General features: G+C 46.0%; 23 protein-coding genes. 5 read left to right on the top strand and 18 right to left on the bottom strand.

What is annotated here, in order from left to right:
- Window positions 1-19 precede the first annotated feature (19 nt).
- Together RH45_RS12510 and fabR are read right to left on the bottom strand one after the other, a co-directional pair.
- Window positions 20-400 (bottom strand): YijD family membrane protein, encoded by a 381-nt coding sequence (locus RH45_RS12510; protein WP_008077685.1) that lies wholly within the window; start codon window positions 398-400, stop codon window positions 20-22.
- Window positions 400-1,041 carry an HTH-type transcriptional repressor FabR gene (gene fabR, locus RH45_RS12505; RefSeq protein WP_008077684.1) on the bottom strand — a complete coding sequence of 214 codons (642 nt, stop codon included), beginning with the start codon at window positions 1,039-1,041 and terminating at the stop codon, window positions 400-402. The genes RH45_RS12510 and fabR overlap by 1 nt, the downstream gene beginning before the upstream one ends.
- 288 nt (window positions 1,042-1,329) lie before the next feature.
- Between fabR and sthA the strand changes: the two genes are divergently transcribed.
- Entirely contained in the window at window positions 1,330-2,730 is a 1,401-nt protein-coding gene (sthA, locus tag RH45_RS12500) for a Si-specific NAD(P)(+) transhydrogenase (protein ID WP_008077683.1), read from the top strand.
- Between the two features lie 63 nt (window positions 2,731-2,793).
- On the opposite strand, the gene fghA is transcribed toward sthA, so the two are convergent.
- The 5 genes from fghA to lexA all read right to left on the bottom strand — a co-directional run bounded on the left by fghA (window position 2,794) and on the right by lexA (window position 7,950).
- Entirely contained in the window at window positions 2,794-3,633 is an 840-nt protein-coding gene (fghA, locus tag RH45_RS12495; protein ID WP_008077682.1) for an S-formylglutathione hydrolase, read from the bottom strand.
- Between the two features lie 63 nt (window positions 3,634-3,696).
- Window positions 3,697-4,845: an S-(hydroxymethyl)glutathione dehydrogenase/class III alcohol dehydrogenase gene (locus tag RH45_RS12490; RefSeq protein ID WP_008077681.1), complete on the bottom strand. Its 1,149-nt coding sequence runs from the start codon at window positions 4,843-4,845 to the stop codon at window positions 3,697-3,699.
- Between the two features lie 191 nt (window positions 4,846-5,036).
- Entirely contained in the window at window positions 5,037-6,383 is a 1,347-nt protein-coding gene (gene dinF / locus RH45_RS12485) for an MATE family efflux transporter DinF (RefSeq protein ID WP_039958587.1), read from the bottom strand.
- Window positions 6,384-6,426: 43 nt separating this feature from the next.
- Entirely contained in the window at window positions 6,427-7,239 is an 813-nt protein-coding gene (locus tag RH45_RS12480; protein WP_008077679.1) for a class I SAM-dependent methyltransferase, read from the bottom strand.
- A gap of 90 nt (window positions 7,240-7,329) precedes the next feature.
- Window positions 7,330-7,950, bottom strand: coding sequence for a transcriptional repressor LexA (lexA, locus tag RH45_RS12475; protein ID WP_008077678.1), 621 nt, complete (start codon window positions 7,948-7,950; stop codon window positions 7,330-7,332).
- Between the two features lie 424 nt (window positions 7,951-8,374).
- Between lexA and plsB the strand changes: the two genes are divergently transcribed.
- Window positions 8,375-10,810, top strand: coding sequence for a glycerol-3-phosphate 1-O-acyltransferase PlsB (plsB, locus tag RH45_RS12470; protein ID WP_008077676.1), 2,436 nt, complete (start codon window positions 8,375-8,377; stop codon window positions 10,808-10,810).
- A 60-nt stretch (window positions 10,811-10,870) separates the two neighbouring features.
- Here plsB and ubiA read toward each other — a convergent pair whose 3' ends face one another.
- Window positions 10,871-11,725: a 4-hydroxybenzoate octaprenyltransferase gene (gene ubiA / locus RH45_RS12465; RefSeq protein WP_008077674.1), complete on the bottom strand. Its 855-nt coding sequence runs from the start codon at window positions 11,723-11,725 to the stop codon at window positions 10,871-10,873.
- Complete coding sequence (locus tag RH45_RS12460; protein WP_008077673.1) at window positions 11,715-12,263, bottom strand: chorismate lyase; 549 nt, start codon at window positions 12,261-12,263, stop codon at window positions 11,715-11,717. Before RH45_RS12460 ends, ubiA begins: the two co-directional genes overlap by 11 nt.
- A 165-nt stretch (window positions 12,264-12,428) precedes the next feature.
- Between RH45_RS12460 and RH45_RS12455 the strand changes: the two genes are divergently transcribed.
- The gene (locus tag RH45_RS12455; protein WP_008077671.1) at window positions 12,429-12,836 is read left to right on the top strand and encodes a flagellar basal body-associated protein FliL; all 408 of its coding nucleotides are present in this window, start codon (window positions 12,429-12,431) and stop codon (window positions 12,834-12,836) included.
- Between the two features lie 31 nt (window positions 12,837-12,867).
- Here RH45_RS12455 and glpG read toward each other — a convergent pair whose 3' ends face one another.
- The 6 genes from glpG to ftsY form a co-directional block, all read right to left on the bottom strand.
- Window positions 12,868-13,701: a rhomboid family intramembrane serine protease GlpG gene (gene glpG, locus RH45_RS12450; protein ID WP_008077670.1), complete on the bottom strand. Its 834-nt coding sequence runs from the start codon at window positions 13,699-13,701 to the stop codon at window positions 12,868-12,870.
- A gap of 9 nt (window positions 13,702-13,710) precedes the next feature.
- Window positions 13,711-14,037 carry a thiosulfate sulfurtransferase GlpE gene (gene glpE / locus RH45_RS12445; RefSeq protein WP_008077669.1) on the bottom strand — a complete coding sequence of 109 codons (327 nt, stop codon included), beginning with the start codon at window positions 14,035-14,037 and terminating at the stop codon, window positions 13,711-13,713.
- Between the two features lie 417 nt (window positions 14,038-14,454).
- Entirely contained in the window at window positions 14,455-15,312 is an 858-nt protein-coding gene (gene rpoH / locus RH45_RS12440; RefSeq protein ID WP_008077668.1) for an RNA polymerase sigma factor RpoH, read from the bottom strand.
- Window positions 15,313-15,478: 166 nt separating this feature from the next.
- Complete coding sequence (gene ftsX, locus RH45_RS12435; RefSeq protein ID WP_008077667.1) at window positions 15,479-16,450, bottom strand: permease-like cell division protein FtsX; 972 nt, start codon at window positions 16,448-16,450, stop codon at window positions 15,479-15,481.
- On the bottom strand, window positions 16,440-17,114 hold the full coding sequence (gene ftsE, locus RH45_RS12430) for a cell division ATP-binding protein FtsE (protein WP_008077665.1): 675 nt from the start codon (window positions 17,112-17,114) through the stop codon (window positions 16,440-16,442). The genes ftsX and ftsE overlap by 11 nt, the downstream gene beginning before the upstream one ends.
- A gap of 26 nt (window positions 17,115-17,140) precedes the next feature.
- The gene (gene ftsY, locus RH45_RS12425) at window positions 17,141-18,355 is read right to left on the bottom strand and encodes a signal recognition particle-docking protein FtsY (protein WP_008077663.1); all 1,215 of its coding nucleotides are present in this window, start codon (window positions 18,353-18,355) and stop codon (window positions 17,141-17,143) included.
- Between the two features lie 212 nt (window positions 18,356-18,567).
- On the opposite strand from ftsY, the gene rsmD reads away from it, so the two are divergent.
- Window positions 18,568-19,167: a 16S rRNA (guanine(966)-N(2))-methyltransferase RsmD gene (gene rsmD, locus RH45_RS12420; protein WP_008077661.1), complete on the top strand. Its 600-nt coding sequence runs from the start codon at window positions 18,568-18,570 to the stop codon at window positions 19,165-19,167.
- A gap of 12 nt (window positions 19,168-19,179) precedes the next feature.
- Window positions 19,180-19,446 carry a DUF1145 domain-containing protein gene (locus RH45_RS12415; protein ID WP_008077659.1) on the top strand — a complete coding sequence of 89 codons (267 nt, stop codon included), beginning with the start codon at window positions 19,180-19,182 and terminating at the stop codon, window positions 19,444-19,446.
- A 31-nt stretch (window positions 19,447-19,477) separates the two neighbouring features.
- On the opposite strand, the gene RH45_RS12410 is transcribed toward RH45_RS12415, so the two are convergent.
- The 3 genes from RH45_RS12410 to RH45_RS12400 form a co-directional block, all read right to left on the bottom strand.
- On the bottom strand, window positions 19,478-20,062 hold the full coding sequence (locus RH45_RS12410) for a YhgN family NAAT transporter (RefSeq protein WP_008077657.1): 585 nt from the start codon (window positions 20,060-20,062) through the stop codon (window positions 19,478-19,480).
- A 99-nt stretch (window positions 20,063-20,161) separates the two neighbouring features.
- On the bottom strand, window positions 20,162-20,395 hold the full coding sequence (locus RH45_RS12405; protein WP_008077654.1) for a YecH family metal-binding protein: 234 nt from the start codon (window positions 20,393-20,395) through the stop codon (window positions 20,162-20,164).
- A gap of 65 nt (window positions 20,396-20,460) precedes the next feature.
- Complete coding sequence (locus RH45_RS12400) at window positions 20,461-21,084, bottom strand: lysoplasmalogenase (protein ID WP_008077653.1); 624 nt, start codon at window positions 21,082-21,084, stop codon at window positions 20,461-20,463.
- Window positions 21,085-21,298 lie beyond the last annotated feature (214 nt).

Here is a 21,298-nt window from a genome sequence, read left to right as displayed (position 1 = left end):
TTTTTTTATCTGGTACTGGTTACTCTGCGCTAGCAGGGCGCGACATAAAGCCTAACTTCTTCGCCACCCACAAGAGCAAGCCTAGAGTAATAAAGATCGACAGCATGTTTGAGCCGGCATCTGGATACTGGGCTTTGATGAAAGCAGAGTGACCAAAAGCGCCAACAAAGAAACACGCTAAGCCTACTAGAGGAATGTCTTCAGAGACTGGCTTACTAAGATATTCTTGATAAAGTGTTTGTACTGCAAGTACTAGAGCAATGAGTGGAAAAATAGAGAAAGAAACTTCGCTCATTGTCAGCCAAGACAACATAGCGTCACCACACATACCGGCAACTAGTGCCAGTACTAGGGTTTTCTTCTCTGAACCACGATTAACTTGGTTTGTTTCATTCGACATTAATCTATCCCACCTTTTAATCGGTTACGTTCACGTTCTTTGCGATACCAATAAGCCCCTTTGGCTATCATTCGCAATTGCATTATTAGGCGATCAGCAAGTTCATCACGTTCACGCCTATCTAGATCTAAAGCTTCTGCACCGGAGTTAAACACGAGCGTGACCGATGCTTCAGCTTGAGTAAAAGCTTCTTCACGGGTCATACCGGTACCGATCAGGTACTCAGTCAACTCTGCTGCAAAGTGTTGAATTTCTCTCGCCACGGCGGCACGAAACTCTGCGGAGGTGCCAGAGCGTTCACGCAGCAATAGACGAAAGACATTAGGGCTACTCTCGATAAACTCCATAAAGGTTTCTACCGATGTGCGAATCACACTGCCCTCTTTAACAATGCGTTGGCGAGCCTGACGCATAAGCTGACGAAGCAATAAACCGCCTTCATCTACCATGGTTAAACCCAACTCATCCATATCTTTAAAGTGTCGATAAAATGAAGTTGGTGCAATACCTGCTTCTCTGGCTACCTCTCGGAGGCTCAAGTTCGAAAAGCTTCGATCTGCACTTAGCTGACTAAACGCGGCGTCAATCAGTGAGCGACGCGTTTTTTCTTTTTGCTGTGCGCGGATTCCCATGGATTTCATATCTATTATTCTACTTCTTATCTTGGTAGCCATTAATATACAACGATTGACTTAGGGAGATAACCCAAAAATGTTGCTGTGTGACTACCGAGGGGCAATTAAACCGAGTTCAAACCAATTTTCAATCTTTTCGCATCTAATTAGAGAGATACAACATACCCTTTCTCAAATTTGAAAGAATCTACGTGATCTCACCGACTCTCTAGTGTGGTTTTGATGTACCGCAGAGGGGAATCAGTTAAAATCTCGCTACAGCAATGTTAAGACAATATAACAAGGAAAGAAGCTATGGCGGAGAGTAACCACTTTGATGTAATCGTTATTGGTAGTGGTCCCGGAGGAGAAGGGGCAGCGATGGGATTAACCAAAGCTGGATTAAATGTTGCCATTGTGGAAAAAGAAAGCAGTGTCGGTGGTGGATGTACTCACTGGGGAACCATCCCCTCAAAAGCGCTGCGCCACGCGGTAAGCCGTATCATCGAATTCAACAACAATCCGCTATTTTGTCATAATAATACTAGCCTTCATTCCACGTTCTCCAACATTCTTGGTCACGCCAAATCGGTGATCGATAAGCAGACTCGATTGCGCCAAGGCTTCTACGACCGTAACCAGTGTTCTCTGATCTTTGGTACTGCACGCTTTCTTGATAAGTACACGATTGCTGTCATGCAAAGCGATGGTACGGAAGAGGTTTACAGTGCAGACCGATTCGTGATTGCTACGGGCTCACGTCCATACCAACCTGAAGGGGTTGATTTTACTCACGAGCGAATCTACGACAGCGATTCTATCTTGAGCCTCAAGCACGACCCTCGCCATATCATCATCTACGGCGCGGGGGTTATCGGTTGTGAATATGCGTCGATCTTTAGAGGTCTTGGGGTAAAAACTGACCTCATCAATACCCGTGACCGCCTACTAGCGTTCTTAGATAATGAAGTTTCTGACGCGCTTTCTTACCACTTCTGGAACAGTGGCGTAGTGATTCGAAATGATGAAACATTTGAGAAAATCGAAGGGACAGATGATGGCGTTGTTATCCATCTAGAATCGGGCAAAAAAATGCGCGCTGACTGCCTGCTCTATGCCAATGGCCGTACTGGCAATACCGACAAGCTGAATCTCTCTGCAGTCGGACTGGAAGCGGACTCTCGAGGTCAATTAAAAGTAGATGGTAACTACCAAACCGAGGTTGAGCATGTTTATGCCGTAGGTGATGTGATTGGCTACCCTAGCTTAGCGAGTGCAGCATATGATCAAGGCCGTTTTGTTGCTCAAGCAATCACTAAAGGCCAAGCTGATGGCAACCTGATTGAAGATATACCAACTGGCATCTACACCATTCCGGAGATAAGTTCAGTAGGTAAAACGGAACAAGAACTCACCGCTGCAAAAGTACCTTACGAAGTGGGACGATCTTCTTTTAAACACCTTGCAAGAGCACAAATCGCAGGCAAAGATATTGGCAGCTTGAAGATTCTATTCCACCGAGAAACGAAAGAGATTCTTGGCATTCATTGCTTTGGTGAACGTGCTGCAGAGATCATTCATATCGGGCAAGCTATCATGGAACAGAAAGGGGAAGCGAACACCATCGAGTACTTCGTCAACACTACCTTCAACTACCCAACCATGGCAGAAGCCTATCGTGTTGCAGCGTTAAATGGTCTAAACCGACTGTTTTAAACCTAACTCACAAAAATACTCTAAGCATTCAAAAAGCCGTCCCTATGAGGACGGCTTTTAGGTTTATTGCTGAAGGTATTTCGCATGGAACGTTAAATGCTCATCAATAAAGGTCGAAATGAAGAAGTAGCTATGGTCATAACCTGGCTGCATTCGCACTTTCACATTTGAACCATGAGCTTCAGCAGCCGCAACCAGCGCTTGAGGCTTGAGCTGCTCAACCAAAAATCCATCGGCTTCACCTTGATCCACCAAAATCGGTAAACTCGCTTTCGCTTGCTTCAACAACTCGCTGGCATCGTGCTGCTTCCACGCGTCAAAGTCATTCCCCAGATACGCATTGAAAGCCTTTTGTCCCCAAGGACATTGCATCGGATTGCTAATCGGGCTGAAGGCCGAAATAGAACGGTAATGCGCACTATTCTTTAATCCAATCGTGAGTGCACCGTGTCCTCCCATGCTGTGGCCAGCAATCGACTTAACCGACGAGACAGGAAAGTTTGCCTCAATCAAAGCAGGGAGTTCTTTGGTTACGTAATCATACATATGATAATGACGCGACCAAGGAGGCTGCGTTGCGTTGAGGTAAAAACCCGCTCCCTGACCAAGATCGTATTCATCGTCATCTGCCACATCGTCGCCTCTTGGGCTAGTGTCTGGTGCCACGATGGCAATGCCTAACTCCGCCGCTTTAGCAAATGCACCCGCTTTCTGCATGAAGTTTTCATCGGTACATGTTAAACCTGATAGCCAATATAGCACCGGTGCAGGCTCTGCTTGGGTGGCATTGGGAGGTAAGAAAATCGCAAATCGCATGTTGCAATTTAACACCGCTGATTGGTGGGTATATTGTTTGTGCCAACCGCCACTGACTTTGGCTTGGCTAATGTTTTCAACGCTCATGGTATTCCTATTGCTCAAGAGGAGACGGAGCGATCTATCAAGAGCGCTCCGTATGATGGTCGATTACTTATCCATGTGTAGCACAGTACGGATAGATTCGCCTTTGTGCATCAGTTCAAATGCTTCATTGACGTCTTGTAGCCCCATGGTGTGAGTAATAAACTCTTGTAAGCCAAATTCACCTGCCATGTATCGATTGACGATTTCTGGCAATTCAGAACGGCCTTTAACACCACCGAATGCACTGCCGCGCCATACTCTGCCTGTAACCAGTTGGAACGGGCGCGTTGAGATCTCCTGACCCGCTCCTGCAACCCCGATGATGACCGATTCGCCCCACCCTTTGTGGCAGCACTCCAGAGCTTGGCGCATCACGTTGACGTTACCAATACACTCAAATGAATAATCAACACCACCGTCGGTCATTTCAACAATCACTTCTTGAATTGGTGTGTCGAATTTTTGTGGATTGATCACATCAGTAGCACCTAGCTGCTTAGCGAGATCAAATTTACTTTCATTGATATCGATACCAATAATACGGCTCGCTCCCGCCATGCGCGCACCAATGATAGCCGATAAGCCAATGCCACCAAGACCGAAAATTGCCACAGTATCGCCTTGCTCTACTTTTGCCGTATTGAGGACCGCGCCCATGCCAGTTGTAACGCCACAACCCAATAAACACACCTCTTCAAGCGGCGCTTCTTTGTTCACTTTCGCTAAAGAAATTTCTGGGAGAACGGTGTACTCAGAAAATGTTGAACATCCCATGTAATGGAAAATAGTCTCGCCATTAATAGAGAATCGGCTTGTACCATCGGGCATTAGGCCTTTGCCCTGTGTTTCACGAACCGCTTGGCACAAGTTAGTTTTACCCGACTTACAGAACTTACACTCGCCACATTCCGCAGTATAAAGAGGGATAACATGGTCACCAACTGCAACGCTTGTTACACCCTCGCCAACCATCTCAACGATACCGCCACCTTCGTGGCCTAGAATGGATGGAAAGATACCTTCTGGATCCTCCCCTGACAGGGTGAATGCATCAGTATGACAAACACCTGTCGCCACAATACGAACTAGGACTTCACCAGCTTTTGGTAGTTCTACATCTACCTCTTCCATTTTAAGCGGCTCGCCCGCAGCCCATGCGACCATAGCTTTCGATTTTATGTGAGTTTGACCAGTTTTAATTTCAAGCGACATTGGATGCTTCCTTTAAGTAGGTATTGAGGGGGACGTAGTAAGCGTAGTAGAGCTTTGCCCTGACTTCTGCGTCGTTTTGTTGGAAGCTATTTTAAGAAGCTGATAAAAAATGATAATCCCTGTATTTTGAAAATCATTATTACTTATTTGTAATAATAAAGAAGATCTGGACGTGGTGTCGTCACACTACACTAACGAATGCTTGGTAAAAATAGGCCACTACGCCATTGAATCATGAGTATTGTGGCTAACGTAATTCCACGCATTGCCATAAAGCTCAACATCGCTAACCACAGGGCATGGTTTTCCCAGTACTGGAACAGAAAAAATACGGAAAAAAAGCTGCACGTTGATACAAACATGCCGTTACGCATTTCCTTACCTTTGGTGGCACCAATAAATATGCCATCCAGCAAAAAGCACCACATTGATATCAATGGCATCGCCACTAACCAAGGAAGATACAAGAGTGCCACATCGTGCACTTGAGGAATATCGGTGATCAAGCTGATCATATTCGATCCATACAAACCAAATGCCACGGTTAACCCTGTGCAGATCACTAGACTCCAGAAGAAAGCACCGACTAACGACTGATTCAGCTGTCGCTTGTCATTGGCCCCCACCGCCTTACCTACCATCGCTTCCATTGCGTAAGCGAAGCCATCCATACCATAAGAGATCATCATCAGAAAACTCATCAACACCGCGTTCGCGGCGACGATATCATCACCAAAACTCGCACCTTGAAACGTCATGAAGGTAAAGGCAGCCTGTAAACACAGTGAACGCAAAAAGATGTCTCGATTTAGCTTTACAAATCGACTGAGCCCATTGGTGCTGTCTCTCATCAACGATAGCAGACTCGGCAGCTTAGTACGGTGCCACGTGCGCCATACACACCATAGGCCAAACGACATTCCTGTATAGTCAGCAATGACCGAAGCAAGCGCAGCGCCTTCAACTTTCCAATCAAAGCCAATGACGAACACAATATCTAGGACGATATTAGTGACATTAGCAATAATGACCATCCACATGGGGGCTTTGGCGTTTTGTGTTCCGAGTAGCCAACCTAATAAAACAAAGTTTGCCAATGCCGCCGGTGCACTCCATGCTCGTATCAAAAAGTACTGCTCGGCATACAGTTTTACTTCTTCACTGGCGCTGCTAAACGACAAGACCCAATCAGAAATGAAGGAATGGACGAATAAAAAGCCACCAGCAAAGCCCAACGCCATTAACATACCCTGACTCAAAACAACCCCGAGTTGATGATTGCTTTGTGCCCCATACGCTTGAGCAGCGAGACCCGTTGTCGACATACGTAAGAAGCCGAGCAGCCAAAACGTCACGCTAATCATAGTGCTACCCAAGGCTACCCCCCCTAAGTACCACGCATGCTCAAGGTGCCCAATAACGGCGGCATCCACCAATCCCAGTAACGGAACTGTAATGTTGGATAACACCATTGGAATAGCTAACAGCAATACCTGTTTATGAACAGTTCGATTGGAGAGAGTTTGGAAAAGGCGCACGTTGCTACTCAAAATAGATAGTCGAGCAGCAAGTGTAGCGGGATTACCAGCGGATCTGAACCAGTAGCGGTGTCAGTCGCTGTTTAAGTGGATGAATCTTAGTGAGCCAACGCTGCCAAAGCTTCCAACGCCCGCAGTCTCTATCGAGCGGAGAATAACTTTTAACCCAGCGCGCCCAAGGCAAATAATTGAGCATCGCCTCTTTGGCACTTGCGTAACCATGTGCGTAATGACCCGCTCCCATTTTTTGCCCAAGCTTAGACGAACTTAAATCACCGGCTAATACAACGCAGGCACGCGCACTGTCAAAATGGCAACCTAGGGCTTGAATAAATTGAGCAACCTGCCTTTCTTCACAATCCAGTAAAGCATGCTCACACACAATCATAACGGGTGTTTTTTCTGGTATCGGTAGGGCGTCTAGCCAGCTTAGGTCAGTCACACTACCGCACATATGATGGTAGCGCTCACTATTGTGAAACAGTTTCTGGCGCCAAAGCAGATTTTCAGTGACATCTAGCTCTAACCAATGGCAACGGCCGTTATCAACGCGATAGAAGCGAGTGTCTAGTCCTGCGCCGACATTGAGTATCCAGCCGTCAGGGTTGCGTTTAATAAATGCGGAAACTTGCTGATCGCACTGCTGTGCAATCGTCACGTGAAGAAGTTGCTTTTGGTCTATGTCGCCAGAGAAGCATTCAGGAGCAAGATGGCAACGTTGGCAAGCGCGAGCAGCAATAGGATCATAGACTAGGCCATTATCCACCAAACTTTCACGACTACGAAGCCACAGCGGTTGTAATAAACTTGCCGGTATTTGATAGCGATGTTGCGCTAATTTTTGCTTGGCGGCCATTATCATCTTCCTTCCTTAGCTCGAAAGGAGATGATAATGAATATCAATTACAAAATCAACAAGTGAGAATTTATCTCATTAAGATGCAGGCTACATCCAATCCGTATTGCGAATAATGCCAACCGCCAAACCTTCAATGGCTAGGTGCTGGCTGGTTAAATCCACTTTGATTGGCTCAAACTCTTCGTTTTCAGCATGCAACAATACGGTTGAACCTTTACGCTCTAGGCGCTTCACGGTGACATCCTCATCCACACGAGCAACAACGACTTGGCCATCGCGTACATCTTGAGTTTTGTGAACAGCTAACAAATCACCATCCATGATGCCGATATCTTTCATACTCTCGCCGTTTACGCGCAGCAAAAAGTCAGCTTGCGGTTTAAACATACCTGGATCGACTTGATAGTGGGTTTCGACATGTTCTTGAGCCAAGATGGGTTCGCCTGCAGCCACTTGGCCAATAAGCGGTAAACCCTGTTCGTCATTTGCGGCATCTTCTAACAGGATGCGAATCCCGCGCGAGGCGCCAGGAATAATTTCAATCGCTTCTTTACGAGCAAGCGCTTTTAAGTGTTCTTCTGCAGCATTCGCAGAGCGGAAACCAAGCTCACGTGCAATCTCAGCACGAGTGGGTGGCATACCTGTGTCATCAATTTTACTTTTGATCAGATCAAATACTTGTTGCTGGCGTGGCGTTAACGGCTTCATAAGTCACCTGTCTTTTTATACAGTTAACTGTGAGTATATCCAGTAATATAGCAAATGAAAAGAGAATTGATTGTTTTTTGAATAGCTTAAGTCACGGCCGCTTCTGCTCCCCTCCTCAGTGTAAGATCTACCTTCTCTCACTTGGTTTTGTTTAACATTGCGCGATAAGAGTACAAACAGCAATCTTCGGCGCACTCTGGCATGTTTGATTTAGTCTTAGCGTTAAGAATTTCAAGCCAACACGCTGATTGATGCACCAATCTGGCGAATATTGGCGCTTTACTGGTCAATTTTAAGTAAAAGGTTCGACCAGTTTCTGATATCCTTGCAGCCTTAAAAATCCGCTTGGGCGCATCCCCACTTCTATACTTAAGAATTGGAAATGTGCTTATGCTATTTATCTATTTTGAGGCTCAGAAGCTTTATGTCTTCCGGACAATCATTTTCTCGTTCACTTCTAAAACTGCCCCTTTCCGTATTAGTTAAAGGGACAGCGATTCCAGCGAACCCGATCGATGATCTCAATATCGACATCAATAAGCCGATTATTTACGCACTGCCTTATCGCTCGAATGTCGATTTAATTACACTCCAAAAGCAAGTAATGCAGCTTGGGTTACCCGATCCATTCGAAGCGGTCGACATCAACGGCAAAATGTTCCAGCGTTTTGTGTTCACCTCCTCTCGCGACACCGTGATGAGCAGCGACCAAGATGTACCGAGTGAATCTATCGCCCAGTTTTCAGAACTGCTAGAGCAACATAAGTTCGACTCAGAACTTGACGTCCAGGTGATCCCAACCACGGTACTGTGGGGTCGTAAGCCAGGAAAAGAGTCACAACACAAACCTTACCTCCAGTCATTGAACGGACCACAAAAAGCGAAAGCGGTCTTCGTTTCTGGCCGTGATTGTTTGGTGCGAATTAGTCCGGTTGTCTCTTTACGCTATATGGCAGACTCACACGGCACAGATACCTCGATAGCTCATAAGTTAGCGCGCGTCGCCCGCATTCACTTCTCTCGTCAAAAACTGGCGGCATCAGGCCCTAACTTACCAAGCCGTCAAGCTTTGTTTAAACGTCTGATGAAGTCTAAGGCGATCGAGAAAGCGATTGAAGATGAAGCAAAAGCGAAAGACATCTCGATCGAAAAAGCGCGCAAAGAAGCGCAGAATATCATGGACGAGATCGCGGCTGACTTCTCTTACTCGTTGATTAAAAACGGCGAACGCTTGCTAGGTTGGTTATGGAATCGTATCTACCAAGGTTTAAACATCACTAACGCTTCAACCGTGCGTAAACTGGCGCAAGATGGCCACGAGATTGTTTATGTTCCTTGTCATCGCAGCCACATGGACTACCTGCTGCTCTCATACGTTCTCTATCGAGAAGGCATGGTCCCACCGCATATTGCTGCAGGTATCAACTTAAACTTCTTCCCTGCAGGCCCGATTTTCCGTCGTGGCGGCGCTTTCTTTATTCGCCGTAGCTTCAAAGGCAATAAGCTTTACTCAACGATTTTCCGCGAGTATTTAGCCGAGTTGTTCGCGAAAGGCTATTCCGTGGAATACTTTAGTGAAGGTGGACGCTCACGCACTGGCCGCTTACTGCAAGCTAAAACCGGCATGTTGGCCATGACGATTCAAGCCATGCTACGCGGTTTGAATCGTCCGGTTACTCTAGTACCTGTTTATATTGGCTATGAACATGTGATGGAAGTAGGCACTTACGCTAAAGAACTGCGCGGTAAGCGTAAAGAGAAAGAAAATGCGGGTTTGGTGTTACGCACGATTCGTAAGCTGCGTAATTTTGGCCAAGGCTATGTCAACTTTGGTGAGCCTATTCCACTCAACCAGTACCTAAATGAGCATGCGCCAGAATGGAGCAAGGACATCGACCCAATGGGGAGCACTAAGCCACAATGGCTAAACCCCGTAGTGAATGATCTTGCGAGCAAGATGATGACCAAGATTAATGATGCCGCCGCTGCGAATGCGTTAACTCTATGCGCGACCGCACTGCTTGCATCTCGCCAACGTGCGTTGTCTCGCGATAGCTTGGTTAATCAGATTGACTGCTATCTATCACTGCTTAGAAACGTATCCTACTCGAGTACTTATACCGTACCAAGCGAAGACGCAGAGCAACTGGTCAAACACGCTGAGTCACTGGATAAGTTTTTAATTGAGTCTGATTCGATGGGCGATATCATCTCGCTCGACCGTAATCAGTCAATATTGATGACGTACTATCGCAACAACATTATTCACCTGCTGGCGATCCCATCGCTGATTGCCCAAATGCTTGTCCGTCACCAGCAACTCTCTTTGGCACAAATTAAAGCCAATGTTGCGCTAGTTTACCCTTTCTTAAAACAAGAACTGTTCCTTGGTATCGAAGAAAGCAAGTTGCCAGAAATGACCGAAGCCTACATTGAAGAGCTTGCTCGCCAAGGTGTGGTTACGGTAGACAGCGATCAAAATGTGGCCATTCGCCAAGCCAATACTCAAGTATTGGTGTTACTTGGTCGAACGATCACCGAAACCTTACAGCGCTACTCAATCGCCCTCAACCTACTGGTTGCCAATCCTGAACTCGGCAAATCTGACCTTGAACAAAAAAGCCAAGACATCGCTCAGCGTCTCGGTCGATTGCATGGCATTAATGCACCAGAGTTCTTTGATAAAGGTGTATTCTCCGCCATGTTTACTACGCTTAAGCAGCAGAACTATCTCGATATCGATGGCAACTGTGATGTAGAGAAGTGTCAAAAGCTGGCAGAGATGCTTTATTCGATGCTGTACCCAGAAGTGAAGCTGACGATTAAAGAGAGTATTTGTCAAACCACCGACCAAAAATAAGATCTAAAAAGGGCATCGATTTCGGTGCCCTTTTCTTTCTTAACTGGAATTAGTCTAAGACTAAATAAAAGCGACCAGTAAACCTATCGCAATCACCATTCCAACATAGTTGTTGTTAAGAAACGCTCTAAAGCATAATTCCCGATCACGATGACGAATTAGGTGCTGTTGGAATACAAACAGAGCGCCTGCAATCAACAAGCTCCAGTAAAAGCTTGCTCCTAACTGATACCAAACACCTAGATAAATTAGCATCGCGAGCGTAATCAGTTGCAGCGCCCCTATCACCATCTTATCGAAACGACCGAATAGAATGGCTGTCGATTTTATCCCAATCTTGAGGTCATCATCGCGATCGACCATGGCATATTGAGTATCGTACGCAATCGTCCACAACGCATTCACGGCAAATAGGAACCAAACCACAAGTGGTAACTCATTAGCCTGAGCCGCCCATGCCATTGGAATCGACCAGCTAAACGCTAACCCCAAAAACAGCTGTGGAAGGTGAGTAAAGCGTTTCATAAATGGATAGATAAACGCCAGCACAATACCGACAAACGACAAAGTAATCGTTAGAGTATTCATGCTTAGCACAAGTAAGAATGACGCCACCGCTAAGATCAAAAACAGGCTAATCGCTTCTTTGGAGCTGACACGACCAGACGGTAAGGGTCTTTGACTCGTACGTTTAACGTGACCATCGACTTTACGATCAGCAAAGTCATTGATCACACACCCCGCCGCTCGCATGAACACAACACCAAGAATAAACACCACCAACACTTTCGGGTCTGGCATTCCCTCGGCCGCTAAAATCAGCGCCCATAATGTCGGCCATAGCAACAACAAAGTGCCAATCGGCTTGTCCATGCGCATCAGTTGCCAATAAGCGTGCGCCTTACTAGCAGTCATCCCTGCTCTCCTTGGTATACATTGGTGCCGTAGGCAAAAATAATTCTGCAACTAACATAGGTTTGTGATTCATCCACAATCGAGAGCGACGCGCAAGCATCTTACCCTCTGGCGTCTCAGCCCAACCAACTTGCAAAGCATCGCGCTTAACATTTTCAGCGCTAAAGACCGTCAGACCAAGCGGAATCTCCCCTTGCTGAGACAAATCGTGCTGTTGATCTTCCATTGAAGAAAATGGGATTAACGTTCGACCCAATACCCAGGCTTCACCATCACCTTTCAAAACAACCTTGCGCAGTAAACACGCTTCTTGGTTAAGCAGTTCTATTTCTTGCGAATTCAGCTTCTCAGCTCTAACCATTTTGTTGTGCAACAGATCGACCGTTAAGCCTTCGCAGTATCGGCTAAGCAGTCGGGATAAAGAGCCTTGTTCTTTCACCCACTTCTCCGAGTTTACACTGGGAAAGGTAAACTCTGCTGGGTCTTGCCAGCTCACTTGGCGCAGTGCAGATAAATAAAGCGCAATCAATTGATTCATACTAGTATTCAATAAGTAGCCTTATCGTCGTACAATAAAGCTTCGATGTGGAGTGTTAACCAGCACATCGAGTACTTAACGCATTTTTATTACAAATAGATGCTCTATTGTAACAAGACTCTGGCGATTCGAGTATCGTGATTGGAAGAAAGAAAAGTTATAAATATGATTAAACGTTACCTAGGCCAAATATTTGTCGTTTGGGCTCTACTTATGAGTTTGCCAGCATCAGCGGAAGAAGAAGCGGTGCCACAGCTGGCCTACTTCACTCTAGAGCCAGATTTAACGACTAACTTCTATACCAAAGGAAATAAACTGGGTTATATCCAGGTACGCATTGATATCATGGTCGCAGCAGAAGCTGACCTTGCTGTGATCGAACTGCATCAACCTCTGATACGCGATGCGGTGATTGAGCTATTAGGCCAGCAGTCGGAAGATACCATTACGTCTTTGGCGGGTAGAGAAGATCTGCGTAAAACCTTGGTTGAACAACTCAACTCGATTTTACTGCCAGAAACAGGCAAGACCATCATTGCGGATCTGCTGTTCACGAAATACCTTTACCAATAGCGAGATAAAAAAGCGGCGCAATGCCGCTTTTTTATTGTTTCTGATAACGACTTGCGTCTAGCAAACCAATGACCACACCAGCAACAAGCCCGGCTAAATGAGCGGTGTTGGCAATGGCCATAAATGGCTGTACAAAACCGAGCACTAACCAGACCAACATAAACCCAATCACGGGCTTGGGCATACTAAGACCAAGCTGTGGCGCTTTATATCCTAGCATCCACAAGTAACCAACTAACGCATACACCACGCCAGACAAGCCACCAAAGTTGGCACCTTCTACCCAGTATTGCCCTGCACCAGACAGCGCAGCAGACACCACAAACAGTTGGATAACTTTAGTTGAACCTAATCGGCGTTCAATATCCCCTCCTAACTGCCACCACCACAGTAAATTGAAAGCGATATGGAGAACAGAAAAGTGCAGTAAAGCATGACTTATCCAACGCCACAGCTGCCACTCTTGACCAACGAATGCCGGAAAGTGCAGTGCCGCAAAGACGGCTTGACCAGCTCCAAGCTGTTGTAAGGAAAAAATCACCATGCATAACATCATCAGAGTCAAGGTGACAGGGCCTGCTTTGGCTTTGATCATGGCCAGCATACTTGGCGAACCATAATGAAAACGATTTGTGCGCGTCTCAGCCATATCCCAAGAAGCCGCTTGGTATTTCTGTTGTGCGGGATTGGCTAAAAACTGCTTAAGCTCCGCTTCGGCTTCCACTTGGTGCTCAGCTTCCGTTAACCACAAGGCAAACTGCCCCCCACCCTCTGGCATCATCTTAATATCGATATCGCGAGAAGCCATATAATCGATGAAAGCTTGCGCCATTCTTGGATTGGTTAGGGTGGTCAGTCGAACCATAATGTTTTCCTAAGGTGTGTGTGACTCAATCGGTAACTCAGCGCGGTGCCACGCCTCAAAGCCCCCATCCACACTATACACCTGCTCAAAGCCCTGGTTAACCAAATATTGTGCGGCACCTTGGCTGCTGATGCCGTGGTAGCACATGACCAAGATAGGTTGATCAAACTCGACCTCATTCATCAGTTGAACAATGCTGTCATTAGTCAAATGATAGGCTGACTCCGGGTGAGCGACGGCAAACGACTGCGGATCACGAATATCAACGAGCCTTGCCTCACCCTGGTCTAGCAAGGCTTTCGCACCTTGCACATCAATATGTTGAAACTGCTCCATTTACTTTCTCTCTAACACTTTATTATTTGCTGGCATTGTAACCTATCCAGTGCTGAACAAGTACACGAGGATAATAAGGTTATCCACTAGCGATCACTTATTCACCATCTGTGGATAATTTTGTGGATTACGTTGATAAAGTGTCTTTGGAAAAATAGATCCACTACATCTAGTGATGATCCTGATTTTTATGTGTGTAAATGGAAAAGTATCCCCATAGGAACATTGTCTGTTAGGCCTTTATTCACCCTGCTTTCTGACATATAGCAAAGAAATTTGTCACAGAGTTACCCACAGGCCAGCCACTCATAATGGATCCCTTGGTTACTGCCCTTTTTCTCGGCGAGATCAGAAACAAAAAGGCCGAGATCTCTCGATCTCGGCCTTCTTTAATCTGTACCGTTTTAACAGCGTAATTTAGAAATCACCAACGGCTGTTTTTAGTTTCTTCATCGCATTCTTTTCTAGCTGACGAATGCGTTCTGCTGACACACTGTATGTTTCAGCAAGCTCTTGAAGTGTCGACTTATTATCGTCTAACCAACGTGAGCGGACAATATGTTGACTACGTTCATCAAGACTCGCCAGCGCAAGGCTTAAACGATTGTTGGTATGCGCTTCCCAGTTAGCCGCCTCAACATTGTCTGCCACATCTGACGCCTTATCTTCTAAGTAGAGAACCGGCGCGGTATATGACGATACCGAGTCGTCGTCGTCGGTTGGCATTTCGAATGTCGAGTCTTGAGCAGCCAAACGAGATTCCATCTCACGCACTTCTGCTGGCTCAACACCAAGCTCCTTAGCGACAGTTTCTACTTCACCGTTGTTAAACCAACCTAAACGCTTCTTGGATTTACGTAAATTAAAGAAGAGCTTACGCTGCGCTTTAGTGGTTGCGATTTTCACGATACGCCAGTTACGTAGAACATACTCATGAATTTCAGCTTTGATCCAGTGGACTGCGAATGACACAAGACGAACACCCACCTCAGGATTGAAGCGCTTTACCGCTTTCATAAGGCCGATATTCCCTTCCTGTACTAAGTCTGCCATTGGCAAACCGTAACCAGAATAACCGCGAGCAACATGCACCACAAAACGTAGGTGCGAAAGGATCAAACCTTTTGCCGCCTCTATTTCGCCGTCGTAATGCAGCCTCTCTGCGAGTTCACGTTCCTCGTCAGCAGTCAGCATTGGGTAGCTGTTCACTTTACGGATGTAGCTGTCCAAACTATCTTGTGTAACTACAGCCATTGGGTACGCTTGGTTAGTCATTCAATTCCTCATCAATCTCTGATCTGGAGTCATTTTTAGCCCATCAATCTTGAACCTAAAATGAACAGGTTTCAAGCAAGGGAAAGTAATTATGCATAAACAAATTGTTTACACAAGCAAAAGTACACGGTAGCGTCTACTTTTCAAATAGTAGGACAAACAGAAACTAAACAGGTTCAATTTCTTTCAAATGTCTTTGCGCCGATACCTTCGCCGCTAAGCAGCCTAAGAAAGTGCCCAAGATGAGCAGCAGTAAGCTTTCATCCCAACTTAAGCCGATCAAACGGAAGCGACTATCATAGAGCAAAGCCAGTTGCTCGACACTGGTGTTCAACAATATTGTGATTATCGCCGTCACAATCCAAGCAATCAGTGCTCCCAGCAAGCCAAACCACATACCTGAATAGAGGTAAGGTCGCAGAATGTAGCTGTTAGTTGCCCCGATAAGCTTCATGGTCTGAATCTCTTCTTTATTGGCCAACACATTAAAGCGCAGTGTATTACCCACAATTAAGAAAACCGACCCCAGCATCAACACAGACAGTGTGATTACGATTCCGCCGACTAGGTTCTTGATTGCATCAAGTCGAGTCAACCAATCTTCATCCATTCGAACATCCGTAATATCCGCTTCCTCTCGAATGGTTTTCGCTAGCTGTTTGATTTGGTCTTCATTTTCCATACTTGGGGTGATAACCAATACACCTGGTAATGCGTAATCATCAAGCAAAGAGATGGCTTGTTCAAACCCCGAATACTGGCTCAAATCATTAAGACCTTGCTGCGGAGAAATATATTCCACCTGAGCGACTTCATCTAAGCTCTCTAAGTTGTCTTTGAGAATCATTACCCGGGCTTCAGGGGTGCGCTCGGCAATATATCCACTAATTTGCGAAGGGCTTGTGACATGAGAAGAAGCTTCAGACAAGTTCTTACCCAATAAATACAGCGCAGATGGCATCGCCAATGCCATAGCGATGACCGCCAGTGTCAACAGATTTCCCAGAGGGCGCTCAGTAAGCTCAAGCAAGGACGCTTTGGCTTGCTTAAAATGCACCGCTAAAAAGCTATCTCGTTTCACGCGATTGGTGACACGCCCTTTCTTGGTGGCTTTGCGATTACGAACATTAGCGGCCATAGTCTTCTACCTCACTCAAGAAGCCTTGATTCAACTCAAGATGGCGATACTGCGGACGGGTGTTCACCAAGCCTATATCGTGGGTTGCCAGCAAAATAGTCACACCAGCGCGATTAAACTCTTCAAACAGTTTTAATACTCGGCTCGATAGTTCAGGGTCTAAATTACCTGTTGGCTCATCAGCCAATAATAGCGTTGGACGATTGACCACGGCACGAGCAATACCAACTCGTTGCTGCTCCCCTCCAGACAGTTGGCTAGGTAAGCATTTTGCTTTGTCTAACAACCCCGTCTTGTCGAGAGCCGCATTGACCCGACGTTTAATTTCACTTTCAGAAATCGACTCGATGCGCATTGGCAAAGCAACATTATCGTACACAGGGCGATCCATCAGTAAGCGGTGGTCCTGAAAAACGATACCAATGTTGCGGCGCAAAAATGGGATATCTTTACTTGGAATACGAGTGATGTCGTGGTCATTAAAGCAAATCTTGCCGTCTGTTGGACGTTCAATGGCACAAATTAGCTTAAGCAAGGTACTCTTACCTGCTCCAGAATGACCTCCCAAAAAGGCCATTTCTCCACGCTTTAGGTGGAAGTCTACTTTTTGCAATGCTTGGCGACCGCCTCGATAGGCTTTACTTACTTGCTGAAAATTTATCACCCGTCATTCCTCTTACTGGGCTGTGACTAGTCTTCGCGACTAAACAGTGCGTCAATAAACTCTTGTGTTTCAAATGGGCGCAAATCATCGATACCTTCACCAACACCGATGTAGCGAATAGGAATCTGGAACTGATCCGCAAGTGCGAAAATCACACCACCTTTGGCAGTGCCATCCAGTTTGGTCAGGGTAATGCCCGTCAATGGTGCCACGTCACTAAATAGCTTCGCCTGGCTGATCGCGTTTTGCCCTGTCCCCGCATCCAATGTCAGCATGATTTCATGCGGCGCTGAATCGTCAACTTTCTTCATAACACGTACGATTTTACGCAATTCTTCCATCAGGTTAGCTTTGTTTTGCAGACGGCCTGCGGTATCAGCAATCACAACATCAACACCTTTCGCTTTCGCAGACTCGATTGCATCGTAAATTACGGAAGCGCTGTCTGCGCCAGTATGTTGGGCTACAACAGGGACGCCGTTGCGTTCACCCCATACTTGAAGTTGCTCTACCGCAGCGGCACGGAAGGTATCACCAGCTGCCAACATGACAGATTTACCTTCTGCTTGGAACTGCTTCGCCAACTTACCAATGGTTGTTGTCTTACCAACTCCGTTCACGCCAACCATAAGGATCACGTAAGGTGTTTTGCTGGTATCGACTTGCAGTGGTTGCTCAACATTGGACAGAATCTCAGCCATCTCTTCTTTGAGCAAACCATACAAAGCTTCACCATCTTTCAACTCTTGACGAGACGCTTTTTCCGTCAAGTTTTCAATAATCTTCAGCGTGGTATCCATACCAACATCAGCAATCAATAGCTGTTCTTCAAGTTCCTCAAACAAATCGTCATCAATTTGCTTACCTTTGAACAAGCCAAAGAAACCCGCACCAATGTTCGCTTTGGTACGCGCCAAACTGCGCTTTAGACGAGCAAAAAAGCTTTCTGTAGGCTTTTCTTGCTCGACCACTCGCGGCGTTTCTGGTTCCGGTTGAACCTCTTCAACTACCTCTTCAACTACCTCTTCAGATACTTCTACTTCGGCTTGTGCTTCTGCTAGTTCAGTATTTTCAACGGGGTTGCTCGGTTCAACCTCAACAATTTCTTCTTCAGTTTTAGAATCTTGTGGTGGGACTTGTTCTGTCTCTTTCGGCTGCTGCTCTTCAACCGGTTGTTGAGCCTGGTCCTCATCACCAAAACCAAGCCAAGAAAGTAATCCGCGCTTCTTTTTTTCCGTCATCTGGGGATATCCTAGATTGTCTTATATTTAGTTTACGATTCTTTCCCGCGGGCATTATCCCCATCTGGAAAAGAAAAATGACAACAGAGTGAAAAGTTTCCAGCTAGTGAGCGATGGTATACACTCTGTCATCAACAAAATTTGGGCTGTACTCAGGGCTTAACTGCTGAGCGACTGGGTATAGTATCACTTTATTAGCGGTCAAAAAATCTATGGTAAGACGTCGCCAGCAAAACACATCACAAAAAAAGCCATCCACAGGCTTCGTTCGTATTATTAGCGGCTTATGGCGAGGAAGAAAGCTTCCTGTGCATGACGCAGAAGGCCTTCGACCAACCACAGATCGTGTCAAAGAAACCTTATTTAACTGGATCGCTCAAGATGTTCCTCGAGCGAAGTGCTTAGATCTGTTTGCGGGCTCTGGAGGGCTTGGATTTGAGTCTGCCTCTCGACAGGCAGAGATGGTGACCATGATTGAGCTTAACCCTCAGGCATTCAAACAACTGCAGAGTAATGTCGCAGCCCTAAAAGCGGACAACATTACCCTTGTCAATACCGATGCCTTAAGTTACCTAAAACAGCCCGCGTCTCCACATCATGTGGTGTTTATTGATCCACCTTTCCGCCAAGGTTTACTGGCAGAGACCATTGACCTGTTGGAAACCAACGGCTGGCTAGCACCGGATGCGCTTGTTTATATTGAAACAGAGAAAGAATTACAGTTAGAAGGTATCCCTGCTCATTGGCACCTTCATCGAGAAAAAACGGCGGGACAGGTCTGTTATCGCCTGTTTGAACGTCAACCTAATTAAAAGGAAGTAATAATGAAAGCACTGTTATGGCTGGCCAAAGCCGCGATTGGTTTTGTCTGGTTCGTCCTAATTCTTAACTTTTTCATGCCCTTCCCGGGTAAGGCAGCAATCGCCCTATACATCATGACCGCCTTCCTATTTATCATGCATGGTTTACAGATGCTGATCTTCATCGGAGCATTTGGTGACAAAATCGAAATGTCACGCTGGGAAAAGTGGTCGATTTTAATCTTCGGCATCTTTGCGTTGCTCGATATTCGACGCAAACATATGTCATAAAAAATGCCGCTCATTGAGCGGCACTTTTTTATCAGGCGAGATAACTTTTCACCCCATCTAAAAACATCTGCGTTGAAATCATGATCAGCAACAATCCCATCAAACGCTCTATCGCTTTGAGTCCTCGCTCACCCAAGATGCGATGGAAGAAACCATAGAACATCAAGATAATGAAGGTCACCCCCCAAGCCAGTAACACTGCGGCAGATAACTCCATCAACTTGTCTGGATGTTGACTCGACAATAGCAATAGAGCCGCTATCACTGAAGGGCCTGCAATCATAGGGATAGCCATAGGCACAAAGAAGGGCTCTTCACCCGCCGCAAGGCCGACGATGCTTCCACCAGTCGGGAAAATCATCTTGATCGCGATGATAAACAGGATGATGCCCCCCGAAATGCTCAATGTTTCTGGGGCTACATGCAAGAAGCTCAGAATACTCTTGCCCGCAAATAGGAACAGCATCAAAATACCCAGAGCAAATAATAGCTCTCGAATCAAAACCTTACGGCGACGCTTGGGGTCTAAATGTTTCAGAATGGAGAGTACAATGGGCAGATTACCCAGCGGGTCCATGATAAGAAATAACATGGTAGCAGCGGAAAGAATATCCATGTATTAAGCCTCCAAAGTGGTATAAATCGCGGCAAGGTGTGTAAAAAGACGGCGAAGTATAGCAATGTCGTTTGACAATTTGGAGGCTAAAAACAAGTTTTAATGGCTACAAACTCGTTCCAAGTTTAGTGACCACTTATCGTCTTGCAAAACGATCTTGTCGCGCTGGATGAAAAACGTCATTAATGCTTCAAAATCAAAGCCATTAAGCTTACAAGTATGAAAGGTCGCCTGCTCACCAAACTTAGTCACCACCGCTTCACGCAGCTCAGCCCCACTCATTGGGTTGTCTCGCAGTAAGTTTAGAACCTTATGCGCATGGATTTCATTCATTCCCGTTGCTCCACTCAATATTTGTCGACTAAGAGTATAAGCTTCGCAAATTGTTCGCTTTGATTTTAGATAAACAAGGCGGCAGTAATTAATGAATGAGCAAGTAGATAGCTACCTGAAATTAAATAACGGCCATAGGTGAGAGGATGGCGATAATCGTGCACAGCCAACAATCCAGCTGATAAGGTAAGGGTTAACGTACCTAGAAAACCCACCGCCCCCGCCAACGTTGCAGAGACTAACCAAACTTCACCAGCCGCCCAATTGAGTTGGAGTAGCATCATTCCCATCATGACTACAGGAAAAATGAGTCGATCAATTTTAGGTAGCATCAAGAAAAAGACCACAATCCCTATCGCAAGAAGCATCGCAGGTAACCACCAAACAATTTCTCCGGACAATTGAAGCCAAAATGAGGTGCTATAGCAAAGTTGGGAGCCGATGTAGGCTGCGAAGCAAAGCTTCTTATGTTTTTGGAAGATATACAGGCTATCAGCTAAAGCCGAGATGATCAGCCCTAAAGTAATCCACCAAGCAGAGATGCCAACGACACCATCTTGAGTCCAGATCATCGCCACCAGCATGAACAGCGTGAGTGTTTTAAACACCACCGCTTGCGATTTTTGATTGCTTTCATTGGCAGAAATACTGATAAAGCCTGATAGTGCGACTGAAAGCCAGCTCCACATGAGATCACCTCTTTTAAACTGAGTCGCCAGTGTAGGCAGGGCTAGTGAGATGTCCAGAACCGAAAAGCAAAACTTGGATCTTGATTAGGCTTCTACAGCCCAAGTGAACATTGCCTACCTCCTCTCTTTTCAATGTAGAAACCGACCGCTCAAGCCCATACCTTTTATAAATCCTCCACTCCAACACTTACGATAAGATAAGCGTAAAAAAGAC

The organism is Vibrio sinaloensis DSM 21326 (assembly GCF_000189275.1).
Taxonomy (GTDB): Bacteria; Pseudomonadota; Gammaproteobacteria; order Enterobacterales; family Vibrionaceae; genus Vibrio; species Vibrio sinaloensis.
The sequence above is the reverse complement of the archived record's forward strand: the minus strand, read 5'-3'. Positions and strand labels throughout refer to the sequence as shown.